Source organism: Hymenobacter sp., assembly GCF_036387835.1.
Classification (GTDB): Bacteria; Bacteroidota; Bacteroidia; order Cytophagales; family Hymenobacteraceae; genus Hymenobacter.
Genome location: NZ_DASVSY010000079.1, coordinates 93,581 through 111,337 on the forward strand (window position 1 = coordinate 93,581; position 17,757 = coordinate 111,337).

General features: G+C 56.0%; 17 protein-coding genes. 9 read left to right on the top strand and 8 right to left on the bottom strand.

The annotated features are described in order from the left end of the window. The first annotated feature begins 120 nt into the window (after positions 1–120). The 3 genes from VF639_RS15595 to VF639_RS15605 all read left to right on the top strand — a co-directional run bounded on the left by VF639_RS15595 (position 121) and on the right by VF639_RS15605 (position 3,121). A complete protein-coding gene (locus VF639_RS15595; protein WP_331146852.1) occupies positions 121–726 on the top strand; it encodes a DUF4136 domain-containing protein in 606 nt (201 codons plus the stop codon). A 471-nt stretch (positions 727–1,197) separates the two neighbouring features. Then, on the top strand, positions 1,198–2,178 hold the full coding sequence (locus VF639_RS15600) for an ABC transporter ATP-binding protein (protein ID WP_331146853.1): 981 nt from the start codon (positions 1,198–1,200) through the stop codon (positions 2,176–2,178). Between the two features lie 394 nt (positions 2,179–2,572). Further along, positions 2,573–3,121, top strand: a complete 549-nt coding sequence (locus tag VF639_RS15605) for a fasciclin domain-containing protein (RefSeq protein ID WP_331146854.1) — start codon at positions 2,573–2,575, stop codon at positions 3,119–3,121. 229 nt (positions 3,122–3,350) lie between these two features. Here VF639_RS15605 and VF639_RS15610 read toward each other — a convergent pair whose 3' ends face one another. Together VF639_RS15610 and VF639_RS15615 are read right to left on the bottom strand one after the other, a co-directional pair. Next, entirely contained in the window at positions 3,351–3,713 is a 363-nt protein-coding gene (locus VF639_RS15610; protein WP_414654730.1) for a RagB/SusD family nutrient uptake outer membrane protein, read from the bottom strand. Between the two features lie 246 nt (positions 3,714–3,959). Continuing rightward, the gene (locus tag VF639_RS15615; RefSeq protein WP_331146855.1) at positions 3,960–4,253 is read right to left on the bottom strand and encodes a hypothetical protein; all 294 of its coding nucleotides are present in this window, start codon (positions 4,251–4,253) and stop codon (positions 3,960–3,962) included. A gap of 402 nt (positions 4,254–4,655) precedes the next feature. Here VF639_RS15615 and VF639_RS15620 point away from each other — a divergent pair, with 402 nt between their 5' ends. From VF639_RS15620 to VF639_RS15630, 3 genes are all read left to right on the top strand, one after another. Then, positions 4,656–5,729: a chemotaxis protein CheB gene (locus VF639_RS15620; RefSeq protein ID WP_331146856.1), complete on the top strand. Its 1,074-nt coding sequence runs from the start codon at positions 4,656–4,658 to the stop codon at positions 5,727–5,729. A gap of 368 nt (positions 5,730–6,097) precedes the next feature. Beyond that, on the top strand, positions 6,098–6,532 hold the full coding sequence (locus tag VF639_RS15625) for a response regulator (RefSeq protein WP_331146857.1): 435 nt from the start codon (positions 6,098–6,100) through the stop codon (positions 6,530–6,532). A 419-nt stretch (positions 6,533–6,951) separates the two neighbouring features. After that, positions 6,952–7,224, top strand: a complete 273-nt coding sequence (locus VF639_RS15630; protein WP_331146858.1) for a hypothetical protein — start codon at positions 6,952–6,954, stop codon at positions 7,222–7,224. Between the two features lie 105 nt (positions 7,225–7,329). Here VF639_RS15630 and VF639_RS15635 read toward each other — a convergent pair whose 3' ends face one another. Both VF639_RS15635 and VF639_RS15640 read right to left on the bottom strand, forming a co-directional pair. Beyond that, positions 7,330–7,440, bottom strand: a complete 111-nt coding sequence (locus tag VF639_RS15635; protein WP_331146859.1) for a hypothetical protein — start codon at positions 7,438–7,440, stop codon at positions 7,330–7,332. Positions 7,441–7,478: 38 nt separating this feature from the next. Continuing rightward, entirely contained in the window at positions 7,479–7,973 is a 495-nt protein-coding gene (locus VF639_RS15640) for a hypothetical protein (protein WP_331146860.1), read from the bottom strand. Between the two features lie 493 nt (positions 7,974–8,466). Here VF639_RS15640 and VF639_RS15645 point away from each other — a divergent pair, with 493 nt between their 5' ends. After that, positions 8,467–9,870 carry a S8 family peptidase gene (locus VF639_RS15645; RefSeq protein ID WP_331146861.1) on the top strand — a complete coding sequence of 468 codons (1,404 nt, stop codon included), beginning with the start codon at positions 8,467–8,469 and terminating at the stop codon, positions 9,868–9,870. Between the two features lie 261 nt (positions 9,871–10,131). Here VF639_RS15645 and VF639_RS15650 read toward each other — a convergent pair whose 3' ends face one another. From VF639_RS15650 to VF639_RS15660, 3 genes are all read right to left on the bottom strand, one after another. After that, complete coding sequence (locus VF639_RS15650) at positions 10,132–10,845, bottom strand: DUF6624 domain-containing protein (protein ID WP_331146862.1); 714 nt, start codon at positions 10,843–10,845, stop codon at positions 10,132–10,134. Positions 10,846–10,963: 118 nt separating this feature from the next. Continuing rightward, a complete protein-coding gene (gene nfi / locus VF639_RS15655) occupies positions 10,964–11,644 on the bottom strand; it encodes a deoxyribonuclease V (RefSeq protein ID WP_331146863.1) in 681 nt (226 codons plus the stop codon). 655 nt (positions 11,645–12,299) lie between these two features. Further along, the gene (locus tag VF639_RS15660) at positions 12,300–12,914 is read right to left on the bottom strand and encodes a hypothetical protein (RefSeq protein WP_331146864.1); all 615 of its coding nucleotides are present in this window, start codon (positions 12,912–12,914) and stop codon (positions 12,300–12,302) included. 244 nt (positions 12,915–13,158) lie between these two features. On the opposite strand from VF639_RS15660, the gene VF639_RS25400 reads away from it, so the two are divergent. Beyond that, entirely contained in the window at positions 13,159–13,464 is a 306-nt protein-coding gene (locus VF639_RS25400) for a helix-turn-helix domain-containing protein (RefSeq protein ID WP_414654731.1), read from the top strand. A 55-nt stretch (positions 13,465–13,519) separates the two neighbouring features. On the opposite strand, the gene mfd is transcribed toward VF639_RS25400, so the two are convergent. After that, positions 13,520–17,020, bottom strand: a complete 3,501-nt coding sequence (gene mfd, locus VF639_RS15665; RefSeq protein WP_331146865.1) for a transcription-repair coupling factor — start codon at positions 17,018–17,020, stop codon at positions 13,520–13,522. 190 nt (positions 17,021–17,210) lie between these two features. On the opposite strand from mfd, the gene VF639_RS15670 reads away from it, so the two are divergent. Further along, on the top strand, positions 17,211–17,426 hold the full coding sequence (locus VF639_RS15670; RefSeq protein WP_331146866.1) for a hypothetical protein: 216 nt from the start codon (positions 17,211–17,213) through the stop codon (positions 17,424–17,426). Positions 17,427–17,757: the final 331 nt, after the last annotated feature.

The window sequence follows — 17,757 nt, forward strand, 5'->3', positions numbered from 1 at the left end:
CCACAAGCACATCCGTTGCGCAAAAATTAGTAGTTGTGGCAACAACTCAGCTATAACCTGCGGCTTCACCCAAGGGTATACCACAATATTCATTGCTCACGCCACACTTTTACCATTTCTATGAAAACCACTTTGCACGCAGCCATTTTGCTGCTATTTGGACTGCTGAGCGCCTGCTCGTCGGGCGTCACGGTTCAACAAAAACCGGGCGTCGATTTCAGTCGCTACCGCACCTACGACTTCGCAAAAACCGAGGTAAAATCAGCCAACTCGCAGAACCCTATCTACCAGAGTAGCATCAACGACGAAATTATTCAGAACGCTATTAAATCGGAGCTGGCTAAGCGGGGCATCCAGCAGGTTCAGGGGCGGACCCGGCCCGATTTCTACGTGACCTACCACCTTTTTATTGAGGAAGCCGAACGCACCATTCCTAACCCACCAACGCCGGGCTACATCTATCCTTACTCCATGATGTACCGGGGCCGCTACTTGCCTATCAACTACGGCTACTTCTATTCGTCGCCGTATTATAACACCGGCTACACCACCGAAACCTACAACGAAGGCACCCTTATTCTGGACTTCATTGATGCCCGCACTCGAAACATGGTTTGGCGCGGCTCGATGGCAGACCCGATCAGTAACCCGGCTAAAATAGGCCCCGAGTTTGCCAAGGCCGCCAAAGATATTCTGGAGAAATTTCCGGCAGGAGAAAAAAACTAACCTTCTTCACAAGAAAGCGAAAAGCCCCGTTCAGTTTCTGAGCGGGGCTTTTCTTTGTTGTTCCATTACGGCATGATGAAATTGACGTAAAAGTGTCGGAAGGTCCTTCGCTGGCGGTGTTCTAAAGCTTATTCCGAGCTTGCTAAACGGCGTATGGAAAGCTCGGTCTGTCGGTCTATGCCTCGCCTATTCTTATGTTTGGAATTAACACTAAAGGCAACAGCCAGCTTGTCTACTGTCATTTACTAATGAAGCTTTTCAGGAAGCCGGCTAACTCTCTAGAATAGAACGTCCTGCTTGCTCTGGCGTCTGCTTGTCGAAGCATCTTGCTAGTGTCGTATACTTTTACAACGTCAGCACGCGAGATGCTTCGACTTCGGCTGCGCCTACGCGGGCGTTAAGTCAAGCATGACAGGTGAGTAACGTCTTGTAATAGCTTTATACTTCTTTTCAGGCTTTCTACTACCCCGCATGAGTTGGTTAAGCGTTTCGAATATCTCTCTGCAGGAAAGAGAAAATTTCGCCTTGCGGGAGGTGAGCTTCGAGCAGCCGCAGTTTCAGAAGCTGGCCGTGGCGGGCGAAACCGGGGCCGGTAAAAGCACGCTGCTGCAAGTTATAGCCGGGCTGAACCAGCCAAGCAGTGGCGAAGTGCGTTTTGCGGGCGACCGGGTGCGTGGGCCGGTCGAGAAGCTGGTGCCGGGGCATCCGGGCATAGCGTATTTGTCGCAGCATTTCGAGCTGCCGAAGTTCTTGCGGGTGGAGCAGGTGCTCCGCTACGCCAACACGCTTTCGGCGGCCGAAGCCGCTAAGCTTTACGAGGTGTGCCGCATCAGCCACCTGGCCACGCGCCAAACCAATCAGCTTTCCGGCGGAGAAAGGCAGCGCATCGCCCTGGCCAAGCTGCTCCTGTCGGCGCCTAAGCTGCTGCTGCTCGACGAGCCGTTTTCCAACCTCGACCGGGTGCACAAGAGTATTCTGAAGGCGGTTATTCAGGACCTCGGCGAGCAGCTAGCTATTACCTGCCTCCTGATTTCGCACGACCCGACCGACACCCTATCGTGGGCCAATGAGATAGTGGTCTTGAAACAGGGTCAACTGATTCAGAAAGGCCCGCCCGAACAGATTTACCGGCAACCGCTGGACGAGTACACGGCCTCCCTCTTCGGCGACTACAACCTGATAACTGGCCCTGCGGTGAGCCGCTTCGCCAAACTGGCGGGCACCAAAGCCAAAAGCAAGCAGCTGCTGGTCCGGCCAGAAAGCTTCCAGCTAAACGCCGCCACTGACGGCCAGGCGGGTACGGTGCGGGCAGTGCGGTTTTTTGGCGGCTACTCAGAACTGGATGTGGGGTTGCTCGGCACTAGTGTAACCATAAAAACCGGCGCAACCGACCTGAAGCCTGGTAGTGAAGTGCGCGTTTCGCTGCCCAAGGCTGGCGTTTGGTTTATGTAACCGGCAGCTAGTTACCACCTTCAGATGGGCGCAGGCTTCGCGCGAAGCCTCTGTCGCCGCTGCACTATCCTAATGAACTGCGGCAGTTAAAAGAGCAACCTGAGCGGCTGCTTTACCGCGACAAAGAAAAGGAGGAGGAACAGGCAAAGAAAAAGCCGCCAAATCTTTTGCTACTCCGCGCCCCGCTTGCTGCCCACCAAAAGCCGCCTTGTGCCAGTAACCTACCAGTTCGATAGCGCCGAGGCTTGGACTGTTCCGCAATAGGAAACCCGCCCTTCGCAAGCGCCTGATTACCAACAAGATTTTGGCAATTCCAGAACCTTCTGGCTTTTCACTGTTAAGGTTGGGTGTGTTCCTGACACACCGATGTTCGTTTTACCCAATACTAACTTAAATGAAAAAGCAAACTGTAGTTACTCTTCTGCTAGCCGGTGTCCTGTATGTAAGCGGCACTCAACTTGCCACCGCTCAAACTGCCGCTCCTGCGGCGGCGCCAGCTTCCACTGCCTCTACCGGGAAAGACTTGGCCGCTAGCGCCGCCCTTTCGCCCGACCACACCACGCTCCTGAAAGCCCTGCAAGCCGCAGGTTTGGCCGAGCAAGCCAAAGGCGCCGGACCTTACACCGTTTTCGCCCCCGACAACGCCGCCTTCGACAAGCTGCCGCCGGAAACCCTGGCCACCTTGCTCAAGCCAGCCAGCAAAAAGCAGCTCACCAAAATCCTGACCTACCACGTGGTATCGGGCAACGTTATGTCCAGTGACCTGAAAGACGGCCAGGTGATTAAAACCGTAGAAGGCGAGTCGTTGACCGTAAGCGTGAAAGGCAGCGCCGTTACCATCAAGGACGCCAAAGGCGGTACCGCTACGGTTACCAAACCCGACATCAAGACCACTAACGGCGTGGTACACTCCATCGACACGGTGCTGATGCCCGCCAAGTAAGCGGCAACACGCAAAGCTCCATTGAACCAAAAAGCCGCTCCTTGACTGGAGTGGCTTTTTGTTTGTTCGGCGTTAGTGTAACTGTCCGCGCCAATACAGACACCCTCTGGCCTTGTTGTTCCGACCTTCCGCGCATTAAGCGACGAGAGGAATCTGATTCACGCCGTTCAACGAGCTTACTCAGATTCCTCCTGACATCGAAATGACAATACTTGACTTGCACAACCTGCTAGCAACCAGCGTTCTGAGTTAGCTGCGGGTTGAGGGTAATTTCGCGTTGCGGGATGGGGAACAGCAGGCGGTTGGACGTGATGTTGTAGGCTTGCGGCAGGATGTAGGAATACTTCCTCTTTTGCTTGGCGCCGTGGGCCGTCATCACTTCAGCGGCTTTGCCGGTGCGCACCAGGTCCAGCCAGCGCTTGTTCTCGAAAGCTAGTTCCACTCTCCGTTCGTGGGCAATAACATCAGTCAGGGCTGCTTGGCTGGCGGCCGTGGTGTTGGCTAAGCCGGCCCTTCTTCTCACCTGATTCAGATACGGCACGGCCTGCGTCGACTTGCCTTGCTGGTTGAGGCATTCGGCCAGCAGCAGCACATCCGAATAGCGGTAAACCGGCTAGTTGTCATTGGTGTTGTTGAAGTTGGCGTGCGTGTGCAGGTATTTTTTGCTGTAAGACTGCGCTACAAACTGCCCGCTGGCGTTGGTGCAGCCGTCGGCAATAGAGGCAGCTTTGCGGGTGGCGTTGGAAAGTTTGCTGAGCTACTACCGGGCGTACAAAAAACAAGAAGGCCGCCCCGGCAAGGGGCGGCCTTCTTAGCAAATATGAAAAGCAACGCTGCCTTACATCGAGCCGCTAGTGGTAGTAGTCGACTTCGTTTTTGCCTTCTTGCGAGCCTTCTTGGCGGCTTTGGCGTCGGTGGTTGAGGGGCTGGTGGTAGACGCCGCCTTGTCGCTGGCGGGTTGGGTGTTGCTGGCGGGCAGGGTGCCGGTGGAGCCTGGGGGTTGGGCCGGTGGCGAAGATTGGGGGCTGGTGCTACCGTTGACGGTAGGCGTGCTACCTGGGGTAGCAACTTGAGCCAAAGCAGCCGTGGCACTCAGTACCAAAGCCGCCGCGAAAGCAAATGCAATTTTCATAGCCGGTTGATTAGCAAGAACAATACAAGCAAGCATCAATGTCAATGCCTAATTGGCATACGGGCCTGGTCAGCATGGCGTTTTAGTTCCTTAGCTGAATACCTTACTACCCGGACAAACTTGGCTGCTAGGCTCTTTGGTTGCTAACTGACTTTCTAGTTCCTAAATAGTTAGTGCTAACTTCTAGTCCGACGACAGTTGCTATTTTGTTGGAAACTGACTAGCCCAGCCTAATTCGGGAGTGCCAACAATCACCCGTTTCCGGTGAGACATTCGTATACAAGCCGTATAACTCATCTACACCAGCCATTTTGCGGTTACCGGCAAAACGATTGCCCACGCATGGCTACCTGGAACGCAATGGTACAGGTATACTCTCCTACCACACCTTAGTTAGTACTCATGGCAACTGTGAAAAAGAATACCCGCTCCCAGCCCAAGCGCGACATTGTCGTCATTGGCGCCTCGTCGGGTGGCATCTCGGCGCTGCTGGAGCTGGTAAAAAGCCTGCCTGCCGATTTTCCCGCCCCCATTTTCGTGGTGCAGCACATGGCACCCTACATTCACAGCGTGTTGCCCCAGCTCATGAGCCATGTGGCGCAACTGCCCGTGAAGCACCCCACCGACGGCGAAGTAGTGAAGCCGGGCACCATCTACGTAGCGCCGCCCGACCATCACTTGCTGGTGGAAAACGACAAAGTGTTGGTGAAGCGCGGACCCAAGGAGAACCGGTTTCGCCCGTCCGTGGATGCACTGTTTCGCTCGGCGGCTTACGGGTATGGTCCCCGCGTTATTGGGGTGGTGCTGACGGGCTACCTCGACGATGGTACCTCGGGCTTGTGGTGTATTCAGCGCCTGGGCGGCGTAACCGTGGTGCAGGATCCGCAGGACGCCACCTCGCCTGCCATGCCAACCAACGCGCTGGAATTTGTAACCGCCGACCACGTAGTGCCCCTGGCCGGCTTGGCCGCACTGCTGGTGCAACTCACTGCCCAGCCAGCCCCAGCCCCGCCTCGGGTTGCTAAAATTGACTTAGAGCGCATTGAAATTGAGCTAACCATTGCCAAGCAGGACAACGCCTTCGAGCTAGGCATTATCGACAAAGGCGAGCTAACCCCGTTCACTTGTCCTGATTGCCACGGGGCACTTACCAAGCTCATCGAAGGCAAACTGATTCGCTTCCGCTGCCACACCGGGCACGCCTACACCATCAGCGCCTTGCTCTCGGAGCTGAGCGAGTCGGTGGAGAGCATGCTTTACCAGTCGATGCGGGGGCTCGAGGAAAGCAAGATGCTGCTGCAAAGCCTCGGGGACTACTTCGCCAAAGAAGGTCAGCAGCAGATAGCCAAAACATTTTTCACCAAAGCCGACCAAACCGGCCGCCAGGCCCGCATAGTGCACGATTCTATTTTCGACCACGACATCGTCAGCGGCGACATAGTGCCCTCCAAACAGAAACAAAAGAAGCTGAAGTAGCCGAACCGGAAGCACGCACACCTTATGCTTGAACTGCCCATACTCAATACTCAATAGCAGCTACTCGGCGGCTTTTGCTATTTGGATTGTAAGGTACATGCCTGGGGCCGTGTCGATCTGTATGCCCTGAGCACAGATCGGCTACGGTCCTTTCAATTTCGCGTACTTGTGCAGCAAACAGCAGCACATGCTTGTACACGATAAGGAAAGTGCTGTATAATTTCGGGACTTGGAGTGCTGCCCAAAGCAAATTAAAGTTTAGAGCGGTTTTTTTCGACTATTTCCGCCGCTGATACCGTAGTTACCAGCAATCAATACAACCGTCTGCCTTTCCACTGATTAGATTATTCCTTTCGTGCCGTGCCTGTATGCCCAAGCTTTCTTTTATTCTTTTAGTTGACGACGATTCAACCACTAACTTTTTAAATGAATTGATGCTACGGAAGCTGGCAGTAGCCGACCAGCTGCTAGTAGCGCTAAACGGGAAGGAAGCTCTGGATATCCTGCTCGAACACTGCGAAAGCCCCGTCTCACCTTGTCCGCTGCTGGTTTTCCTGGATATCAATATGCCCGTCATGAACGGCTTTGAGTTTCTGGAAGCTTACGCCCAGCTACCATGGGCCAAGCAGCGGGCTACCGTCATCGTGATGCTTACAACCTCGCTGCACGCCCGTGACACCCAGCGGGCCAAACAATTGCACGTGGCCGACTTTATCAGCAAGCCCCTCACCCCTGAAAAGGTCACAGCTATTGTGAAGAAGCACTTTCCTCAGGACTACTGGTCCCACGCGCCACAGCCATAAGGCAAGCCTGGTCTACAGGCGGGCAGTGCAACGGCCATTCTGGCTTTGCAACGTGCCGGCGCTCATGAAGCCGGTGCCCCGAAACTGTTTAGGAAGCTACTCGCCCGTCCTGCTTCCTTTAAACGTCCGCACGGGTGCCGCCGGAAGCACAGCAGTTCGCGGGCTGAGGCAGGTTGTGGTGCTATTGATTTTTAGCGCACCAACGAGCTGCTGCGCCTGCGGTTCCTGGCTTGAGAGGTCACCTGCTCAGTTGGTCGCAGTGGAAGAATTCAGCTTGACTTCTTCCACTGCGACCAACTGCCTGAAAACGGCGCTACAAGCTCCTGCGTCGAGAAACCTGGTTGCCAGACAGCCAACGAGGCCTTTTCTTTCTGCGTAGAAAGAGACGTTAACTCACCTCTTTCCTAGCAAGCTAGACCATGGCACAAGACCAAAATTCCAACATCGACAGAAGCTGGGAAACTCCCGGCGGCCTCTCGCCCATTCCGAAAGAAGAGCTTCACCGCCTACTGGACGAGGAAAACGTCAACAACGAAAACCTCCCCGAAAAGACTAAGAGTCTTGCTGATAAACTACGCGAGATTTACGAGCAGTCATCGGGTATCAAGCTCAAATCCGAGGATATGGAAGGTTTTCAGGGCTTGGTGGGCCGCGAGGCCGTTAAATGGCTGTCGGGCAACCCGCGCGTATAAAAAGGAGCGCCGAACAGATAGGCCCACCGCAACCTGCTGATTCGGTTGTTTTGCCAGGTAGCCGTTGAAAAGGCGCCGCCGAATTTGTGCGGGCGCTGCGGCGGTTTAAGGCTTCACGGTTACGATCAGGCGTTGGTACGCAACCAAGGCCGGCTGGCCGTTATCCGACACTTCCAGAATGATGTGAATGGTGTCGGCTTTAGCGTCCTGGGCCACGGTAAAGCTGGCGGCCTCGGCGGCGTTCTTGGCAACCTTTAGGGCTCCAACAGGTGCAGCTGATACCCGTGCGCCAGTTCCGCCAAGGCGTCCTGCTGCTGCGGATCAAGAAAATAAGCGGATACATTTAAGTCGAAGGCACTGGCCAGGAGCAGCTGGAAGCGCCGGAAGTAGAACAGGAAATGTCCCTTTTCGCGCAATCCTGTGGTAGTTAGGCTGATTAGCTGCTGCCAGCTTTCCAGGGGCAGCACGGTGGAGCTGGAAGGCTCGAGGTAGAAGGCGCTGCCGATGCGAAACAAGGCCGCCAGCAAGGCAACAAATTTATCTTCTTCGCGCAGGTAGAAGCGGTATTCCTGCAATGAGCCAAAGGCACTAAAACTAATGGACTCGGTGGCCGCTTCCGCTTCGCTTAACCAGTGGTCGTGGACGGACAACACCCGTTTCCAAATACCGTCGTCGGGCGTGAGGTCGCCTTCTTGCGCTAGTTTCTGGAAGAGCACCATAACGGGTGGTTCAATTGAAATAGGTGACATAGCAGGTTGAATATAACCAGCAAGCCCGGTTTACAGCCCCTCTGGCCCCAACGATTTTACGCTGTCTTGCAAGCCAAGCTTCTGCTGTTTGTGGGCGATGACAAGACACCGGATTTACAGCCACTAAAAACGCCTGCCAAAACAAGTGCAAAAAGCTGACCTGCGAAGCGCGCCGGACGCTCTTGGAAGCACAGCATTTCGCGTTCCAAAACACCAGCTCCGAAATCAGTCAAATGCGCCCCTATTCAAACCTGAAAAGTAGACCTAATAGGCTTCTATTCGCACGTTTTTTAAAAAATAACACTAGATTTTATCGACAAAGTATAAGTCACAAATAAACCAATACTTTCTTGTTTATTCTTCTCTTAACTTCCTAAACTTACAACCCGGCTAAACAGAAAAGTCGCCTTTCATATATAAATACTCCTATATAAAAGGCGTTTCTCTTTTGATCGAGCTTTCCTGTCCACCAATACCCTCTCCCAACTTCAACATGAAGTCAAACACCTCCTCATTTACCCGCAAGTCGTGGCTAGCTGCCAGTCTCGTATCCGTGCTGGCTTTAGGCAGCTGCGAAACCAATTTAGAAGCGCCTAACCCCGACCACTTAACTGCCAGCCAGACGTCCAACGCCAATGGCGAGCCGGGCAGGGATTTCGTTGCCAATGAAGTGCTGGTTAAGTTCAAGCCAGGCCAATCGGAGACGGCAAAGAGCAATGCGCTGGCTCGCATCAGCGGCCGGGTTTCCGAGAAGATTCTTACCAAAGCCATGGAAAGACTTGGCGACAAAGAAGGTCTGTTGGTAGTACACACGCCCCTGGCTGCCCTCGAAGCCCTCTCTAAAATTAAGGGCGGCGGCTCGGAAGTGGAGTATGCCGAGCCCAACTACATCTACAACCACAGCGCTACTTCCACTGACCCCTACTTCACCAACAGCTCACTGTGGGGCCTCGATGCCAGAAACACGTTTGGCAGCCAGGCGTCTACGGCCTGGGCCGCGGGTCACACCGGCTCGGCCGGCGTGTTCGTGGGCATCATCGACGAAGGCGTGCAGTTCGACCACCCAGATTTGGCCGGCCAAATCTGGACCAACCCTTACGACCCCGCTGATGGCGTCGACAACGACGGCAACGGCTACGTCGACGACATCCACGGCTGGGACTTCGACGGCAACAACAACACTATTTACGACGGCACCACCCGCGGCAGCTCCGACGACCACGGCACTCACGTGGCGGGTACCATCGGCGCCAAAGCCAACAATGGCCAGGGCGTAGTTGGCGTAAACTGGAGCATCACCATCATCTCCACTAAGTTCCTGGGTCGCCGCGGTGGCACCACTGCCAACGCCGTGAAAGCCGTTGATTACCTGAACGACCTGAAGTCGCGCCACGGCCTCAACATTGTGGCCAGCAACAACTCCTGGGGTGGCGGCGGCTTTTCGCAGGCCCTCTCCGACGCCGTTAGCCGCGCCAACGACCGCAACATCCTGTTCATTGCGGCAGCCGGCAACGGCGGTAGCGACGGCGTAGGCGACGACAACGATGCCGTAGCCAGCTACCCTTCCAACCTAACCCAGCCCAACGTAATTGCGGTAGCGGCCATCACCTCTACGGGCGCCAAGTCCAGCTTTTCGAACTTTGGAGCCACCACGGTTGACATCGGGGCTCCAGGCTCCGGCATCTGGTCGAGCACAGCCTTCAACACTTACGAGTCATACAACGGCACTTCCATGGCTACACCGCACGTAACCGGCGCCGCGGCTCTGTATGCCTCTACGCACGCTGGTGCATCGGCGGCCACCATCAAGGCGGCTATCCTGAGTAGCGCCGTGGCTACGCCTTCCCTGGCGGGCAAGTGTGTAACTGGCGGCCGCTTGAACGTAAGTGGCTTCTAGGCTTACTCCTTAACGATGGAGAACCGTAGCCTGAACGTTTTGCTCTGGCGAGCGTCCGCCTGTGGAAACACTTGCGGGCTGATGCAGGAGTAGTACCTGCACCCTAGCGAGCTGATAAGCAGCAGCTAGCTACAGCAGGATGGTTTAACTGTTTCCTACACAAAAGAAGAAGTCCCGGCTGGTTAGCCGGGACTTCTTCTTTTGTCGCTACCCCCCTGATTGCCAGCCCCTTCGTATCCCGCCAGCCGTAGTAGCCCGCAACTAGTGATGCTGCGCCTTCGCAGCCTGCTGTATGCGCTCTGCGTCGGCCATGGTCATCGGCTTGTAGGTGATACCCAGGCGGAGCGCGTTGGCTTCTACCGTAGAATCGAAGCCGGCTTTTTTGCGACGCTCATTTACGTGGGCGGCATCCTCGATGGGCCAGATAAATGAAACCTGCTCCATTTTGCCGGTGGCCGCATTGAGCACACTGAGGCTGCGACCTTGGGTACCATAAATTTGCGCCTTGCCTTGCTGCATCAGGTGCCGGTCGAGCATGCGGCCGTAGAGCGAGAAAGGCACCTCGCCCTGATCAGCCATGCGCTTGATGAGCGGCAAGTACTGCGGAATGCGCGTGGAGTGCTGAATCACGAGCAAGGCTACCTCGTTGGTGGGGCTACCGACCAGGGTTTTGCCGGGGTAGCCGTACTGTTTGATGATCTGATTGATGCGCTTGATGTTCACCGAATCGGTTTCGATCATGCGCCGGGCCAGGTAGTCGGTGGCTTGCTCGGGTGGGACGCCCGCGGCCCGCACCAGCGAATCGAGGCGGGGCTTCATGGCCGGCCCGCCCACAAACAGCAGCCGGTACCGCTGGTCTACCACTTCTATACTATCTAGCTCCCGCTTCAGGCGCAGATTCAGCTTGGTTTGGCCGCTGACCGACAGCGTCAGTAGCAGCCCCGTCAACGTGAGCAGGTAGTAAGTCAGGCGCATAGGACTGGAATGTAGAAAAATTTAACGCAACGGCGAGCTGATTTCTTGTCAAGCACAACTACTGAAACTTCAGCTCGGCGGCGCGGCTGCCACCGGCCGCCAGACGGAAGTTGGCAGCTTACTCCTTGTTAAGCAAGCGTTTCAAGTGCAGCTTCACCAATTGGTCGGCGGCGCGGGTGGTTTCGGGCAGGCGGTAAGTGGGCGCGCAATGCAGCACCCAGTGGCAGGCCGTATCCAACGACACCTGGTGCCCCACCGACACGAATACCGGGTTTTTATCGGTTTGCGAGCGCAGGGCTCGGCCTACTACCTGGCCTTGGTAGTGCAGGTCGGCGGCGCTGCCGCGCGAAGGAGCCAGAGAATCATGCTCGCCTACGAGGTGGGTTTTGGCGCAGCCTATGGTGGCAATGCCGGTTTCGAGGCCCAAGTGGCAGGCTAGCCCAAAGCCGCGCGGGTGCGCCAGCCCCTGCCCGTCGCAGAGAATCAGGTCAGGCACCTGAGGCAGCTGCGCCAGCGCCGCCAGTACGGGCGGCAACTCACGAAAGGAAAACAGGCCCGGAATATAAGGAAACGCGGCGCGCAGCTGCACGACGGCCGAACACTGAACTTGCAGCGTGGCGGCATCGAGTAGCACGGCTGCCGCCACCAGTTGGTCGCTGTGCTGGTCGTAGGCTACATCTACTCCCGCCACGGTGCGTACCACCGGCGGCAAACGGTCGTGGGCTACTACCTGACGGGCCAGCCGGCGTTGCTGCTCTTCGGCAGCGGCTAGCTCGGCAGCAGAAAGCAGATCAGACATAGGGCCAGCAGAATTACGCGGAGGTATTGCTTTTCGCTCGGTGCAGCAGGAGGGTATTGTAGTACTCGTCGTGCTCGGAGATGCGAAAGGCAGTGAGTTGAATGCCTTGGGCGTCCTAGCTCTGTTCAACTACCTTGAGTTGTGCTCATTAGTTGTTGCCCATTTGAGCGTGCCGTTTTCGTGCCATTCCGTAACCTGAGGCTGCATTATAACCCTGATAAGCTTCAGGTGCACGTCCGTCCTAGGGCGACTTTCCTAATCAATGACTTGCCGAAAGGAAAACGAATCTGCGGCAAAATGGTGCTTATAGTTCTGCAAGCTGAATTTCAGCGTGTAGAACAGGCATAGCGGATAAAACAGGTAACGGCAGCCAAGATATACACGGCTCCAGCCTGCTCTGCCGCAACGCCCTAAGCGCCCGCCACAACTTCACTTACAGATATGGGTGCCTCAAGCAGCTATTTACGGTGACGGCAGAACCAGCCGAATGGGAAGTATCCGGTAGCAACCCGAGCCCGTAGCAGTGCGTCCACCGGCAGCAACGTAGCGCCGCTGCTGCACCACACCTGCTTACTTGCTGCTAGAAGTTAAAAAGAGAGTACCCCCGTAACGCCGGCTCAACGCCACGGGAGTATGCCCGTGCAACTATAGCAGGCTATAGGTCTGCTTTCGCTTTACTGCCCCCTTCTTGGGAGGCTGCCTTTTCTTCCTCTTCTATTTGCTTGCTGATAGGCAGACTTGTAATGGTGAGCCTGGCATCTCTGCTACTGTTGGCCATTGTGGCAACGGCTTTTGCTTTCTGGCCCGTCCAGGAAGCCCATTTACTTATTTTTCCTACCTCAGTAGGCTTGCCATACAAGCTTTCCAGAGCTGCTATTACTTTATCTAAGCCAGTATACCCTCCAACAATATCGAGCTGCGTTTCATAGAACTTGCCTTTATAGAAACTATAAGAGATACTTTCGAGAGGTGCATCCCCGATTTTCATATTCTCTTTGCTCTTCTTCATGTGGTAGATGCGGACATCTTTCCCCAAATTCATGAAGTACTCCAAGTCAGGGCACATAGATATATCATCGCCGAAATGATAGGTGCGGAAACCATTCTTCTCGTCGATAGCAGCATTAGCATTAGTAGGCGGGGCCTTCTCAACAGCGGCGGTTGGAGCGGAAGTGGCAGTTGAGGCGTTTGCCTCTGGCTTATCGTTGGAGGAGCAGGCGGCACAGAAGCCAAGCAATAACAGGAAGGGGTAGCGTGTAAGCGTATTCATTAATGGGAAAGGCTGTAAAAGGTGAGATTGATTTATTTGAAAGCTCAACTGTAGCGGTTTGGGCAAGGTAATACTTGTTCGCGTCCATGTAAGTGGTTTCGATACGCTAACACATTCGTAATCCTTTTCGGTAACGGCCAGGTGAGGCAGCTGCGCCAAGCTTGTTAGGCCAGCCGTGGCAGGCGGTAGCGGTTGCAAGGAATTACCGCCGGGTGGGGTAGTTGTTGATGCGGCTAAGTTGTGTATGCCCCGGCCAGTTAAGCACACGCCTAACCGAGAACAACTACGCTGCTTTGCTTTATCCCAACAAGCAAAACAGATTTTAATTGAATTAGCCTTACCTGGAACTGTAGCCAATAGATTGGCTTTTGAATTGGGGGTATTGTCACAAGGTCCGCGGACTTCATCTCAAATGGCGGAAGTATTAGATGTAACAGCTCGAACTATTAGGCGGGACATGGCCATACTGCGCGAGCATGAACTGGTTGTCTTAAATGGTAGCTATTACGAGCTTCATGAAGCTTGGGACCAGTTGGATATAAAGACATAAGCGGACATGGGCGGACATCATGTCCGCCCATGTCCGCTTATGTCCGCAGCTTTATTTACACCCCAACCTTCTCCTCACTGCCTAACTCACTAAGGATGCGCTTGGCGGTTTGCACATTCTTCACCTCTTCGATGCTGATGATGAGCTGCTCTTTGCGCTCCTTCATGCTGGCCGTGCGGGTGTGGGTTTGCACGTAGCTCAGGATGTGGCCGAAGGTGTCGCTCTGGAAGTAGGGCTCGTTGTTGGTGGCCGAGATGTAGCCTTTGAGCAGGTTCTTCTTCAGCGTCAGCTTCTCGAAGCCCACCTGGCAAGCCTGCCAGCGCAAACGCACGATGTCGGCCAGTTGCTCCACTTCCGCCGGCAGCGGCCCAAACCGGTCGATGATGCCGGCCACCAGCTTACGCAGCTCCTCGGGGCTCTTCACCCGGTCGAGCTTGCTATACAGCTGCAACCGCTCCGATACGCTGCTCACGTAGGAGTCGGGAATCAGGATTTGCAGGTCGGTTTCGATGTTGCACTCCTTGGGGCCGCTGGCTTTGGCGGCTTCCTGGAGGCGCTGCGTAGAGTCGCCGAGGAACAGGTCGCGGAACTCGGTTTCCTTGAGCTCCGTCACTGCCTCGTCCAGAATCTGGTGGTAGGTTTCGAAGCCCAGGTCGTTGATAAAGCCCGACTGCTCGCCGCCCAGCAGGTTGCCAGCCCCCCGGATATCCAGGTCGCGCATGGCCACGTTGAAGCCCGCGCCCAGGTCCGAGAATTCCTCCAGGGTGCTCAGGCGCTTGCGGGCGTCGGAGGGCAGGCCGGCCACCGGGGGCGTGAGCAGGTAGCAGTAGGCTTTCTTGTTGGAGCGGCCCACGCGCCCGCGCATTTGGTGCAGGTCGGAAAGGCCGTGCAGGTGGGCGCGGTTGATGATGATGGTGTTGGCATTGGGAATGTCGAGGCCCGATTCGATGAGGGTGGTACTCACCAGCACGTCGTAGTCGCCGTCCACAAACTTCATCATGCGCTTTTCCAGCAGGTCGCCTTCCATCTGCCCGTGCACGTAGGTTACGCGGGCGTCGGGCACCAGGCGCAGAATCAGGTTGGCCTGCTCCTCGATGTCTTTCACCCGGTTGTGCACATAAAACACCTGCCCGCCGCGCTTTATCTCGCGGGCAATGGCGTCGCGCACCAGCGCCTCGTCGAACACGTGCAGCTCGGTTTGCACCGGCTGGCGGTTGGGCGGCGGGGTGGCAATCACGCTTAGGTCGCGGGCTCCCATCAGCGAGAAGTGCAGGGTGCGCGGAATCGGCGTGGCCGAGAGCGTGAGCGTGTCCACGTTCACCTTCAGCTCCTTGAGCTTGTCTTTGGTTTTCACTCCGAACTTCTGCTCTTCATCTATCACCAGCAGGCCCAGGTCCTTGAACTGCACATCCTTATTGGTGAGGCGGTGCGTCCCAATTAGAATGTCGGTTTTGCCTTCCGCCACGCGGCTCAGCGTCTCCTTGATTTGCTTGGTGCTCTTGAAGCGGTTGATATACTCCACCGTCACGGGCAGGTTGGCGAGCCGCTCGCGGAAGGTTTTGTAGTGCTGCATGGCCAGAATGGTAGTGGGCACCAGAATGGCCACCTGCTTGCTGTCGGCCACCGCCTTAAACGCCGCCCGAATGGCCACTTCCGTCTTGCCGAAGCCCACGTCGCCGCAAACCAGCCGGTCCATGGGGTGGGGCACTTCCATGTCGCGCTTCACGTCTTCGGTGGCCTTGGCCTGGTCGGGTGTGTCTTCGTAGATAAAGCTCGATTCCAGCTCGGCCTGCATAAACGAGTCGGTAGCGAAGGCGTAGCCGGGCGCGGTTTTGCGCTTGGCGTACAGCCGAATCAGCTCGGCCGCAATGTCCTTCACCTTCTTCTTCACCGACTTCTTCTTGTTTTCCCACTCCGGCGAGCCCAGCTTGCTCATGGTGGGCGGCGTGCCCTCGGCCCCCGAGTACTTGGCAATCTTGTGCAGAGCGTGGATGCTCACGGTCAGCACGTCGTCGTCGCGGTACACCAGCCGGATGGCTTCTTGCAGCCGGTCGTTGATTTCAACCTGCGTCAAACCCGCGAAGCGCGCAATGCCGTAGTCCTGGTGCACCACGTAGTCGCCGGGCACCAGGGTGCGCAGCTCCTTGAGGGTGAGGGCCTTCTTCTTGGAGAACTTGCGTACTTCCTGCGTGCGGTAATAGCGCTCAAACAGCTGGTGGTCGGTGTACACCACCAGTTGCAGGGTTTCGTCGATGTAGCCTTCGCGCAGCCCCAGCAGCAAGTGCTGAAACTGCACGTTGTTGTCGAGCTCGTCGAAAATGGTCCGCAGCCGGTCTGCCTGCCTTACCGATTCGGCCGCAATGATATTGGTGAAGCCCCGTTCCTGGTTTTCGTGCAGGTTCTTCACCAGGCGGTTGAAATCCTTGTTGAAGGAAGGCTGCGGCTTGGCTCTAAAATTAAATTCTTGCGCGTTCTTGAAGTAGAACCGCTTGCCGAACTCCACCACCAGGAAGTTGTCGAGCAGCTTTTTGAAGCCTTTGCCGGTCTCAAACAAATCTTGCGGCTTGCTGACCACCTGCATACCCCCGCCCTCGGCCAGCACCTGCTGAAAGCCCTGCTCGGCCCGCTCGAACGACTCGGTCACCACGTCAATGGTTTGGCGCATATCCTTGGCCCACAAGCACGTATTGGCGGGCACGAAGTCCAGAAACGATTCGCGGGTTTCGTGCAGCAGCTTGGTTTGCACGTTCGGAATAATGCTGAGCTGCTGCCGCGGCTCCATTGAAAGCTGCGTTTCGGGGTTGAAAGTTCGGATGCTTTCCACCTCATCCCCAAACAGCTCGATACGGTAAGGCAGCTCGTTGGCGTAGCTGAACACGTCCACGATGCCCCCGCGCACGGCGTACTGCCCGGCCTCATACACGAAATCCGTTTTCTCGAAGTCGTAGTCGGCCAGCATCTCGCCGAGGAAGTTCACGTCCAGCTTGTCGCCTACTTTGGTGTTGAAGGTGTTCTGCACCAAGCTTTGGCGGTTGATAACCTTTTCACTCAGCGCCTCGGGGTACGTCACAATCAGCACGCCGCCCGCGCCCGGCACCGAAGCCTCGGCGCCTGCTTTTTCAGTTTGCTCCTTGCCTAGATTAGCCAACGGCGAGGGGGCCGCGCCTTCTTTGCGGGAGGCATTGAGCTGGTTGAGCACCTCGGCGCGCATCAGCACGTTGGCGTTTTCGGTTTCGTCGAACTGGTACGCGCGCTTGTAGGAGCTTGGGAACAGCAATACCTCGGGGCCGTCGGGCAGCAGGTGCTGCAAGTCGGCCAGAAAGAAGGAGGCTTCGTCTTTGTCGTGCAAAATAAACACGTGCGAATGGGGTCCGTGCGCTACGGCCGCGGCCACCACGGCGTCCTGGCTGCCCACTAAGCCGCGCAGCTGTACCCGGTTGGCACTCTGGTCGGGGGTATCATTGGCCGCCAGTTTGGCTACGCGGTGCAGGCGCGCCGTCAGGGTCTGCACGTCGGGGTCGAGGCGGTAAAGGCGGAGGAAATCAGAGACTTTCAAAACAAGGATCAGCTAGAAGGAGGCAAAGGTAGAAGCCCGGCCGGAGTTAATTCCGGTCGGGCAAGGCTACGGCGCAACTAAGCACCCCTTACCCAATACCACGGCCTGCCGTTGAAAGTTTCCGTAACATTTTCGCCTTGCACGTTGTACCTTCCTACTTCATCTGCTCCAACCGGCTCCTGGCTCCACCATGACAGATTCTACGCACGAACCCGCCGGTCAAGATTGGGACCAACTTCTGGACCATCTGCGCCAGCTGCGCCAGCAAGTAAAGGAGCACGGCCCCCTCGCCCCCGAAGAACAGGAAGAAGCCACCAATGCCTTCAGGCAAGGCATTGCCATCCTCGAAAGCCAGGTCGATGACATCCGCACCAGCGGCCTGAAAGGCAGCTCCGGCGAGTGGTAGAACAGCGCTTTGCCCACAAGTAAAGAGCATCTGAGGAAGGCATTGCCCACCTTGCAGGTAGCACGCCGTAGCCACACATACGGGTCCAGCTTGTTACTATCAAACGTTTGTGGCGTAGCGCTAGCACAAACGAAAAAGTATTTAACCCATTGAAACTGTTTGGAAAGTTGCTCACTCGTCCTGCTTGATCTAGCGTCCGCATGTGGCGCTTCAAGCCAGGGACCGAAGCCGAATTTGAAGCCTCTCGCTAGGGTGCTACCTATCATGCTGACGACAGGAAGCATCTCTACTGCTTCGTTTCATCATCATTGATTATACTACACGAGCGAGA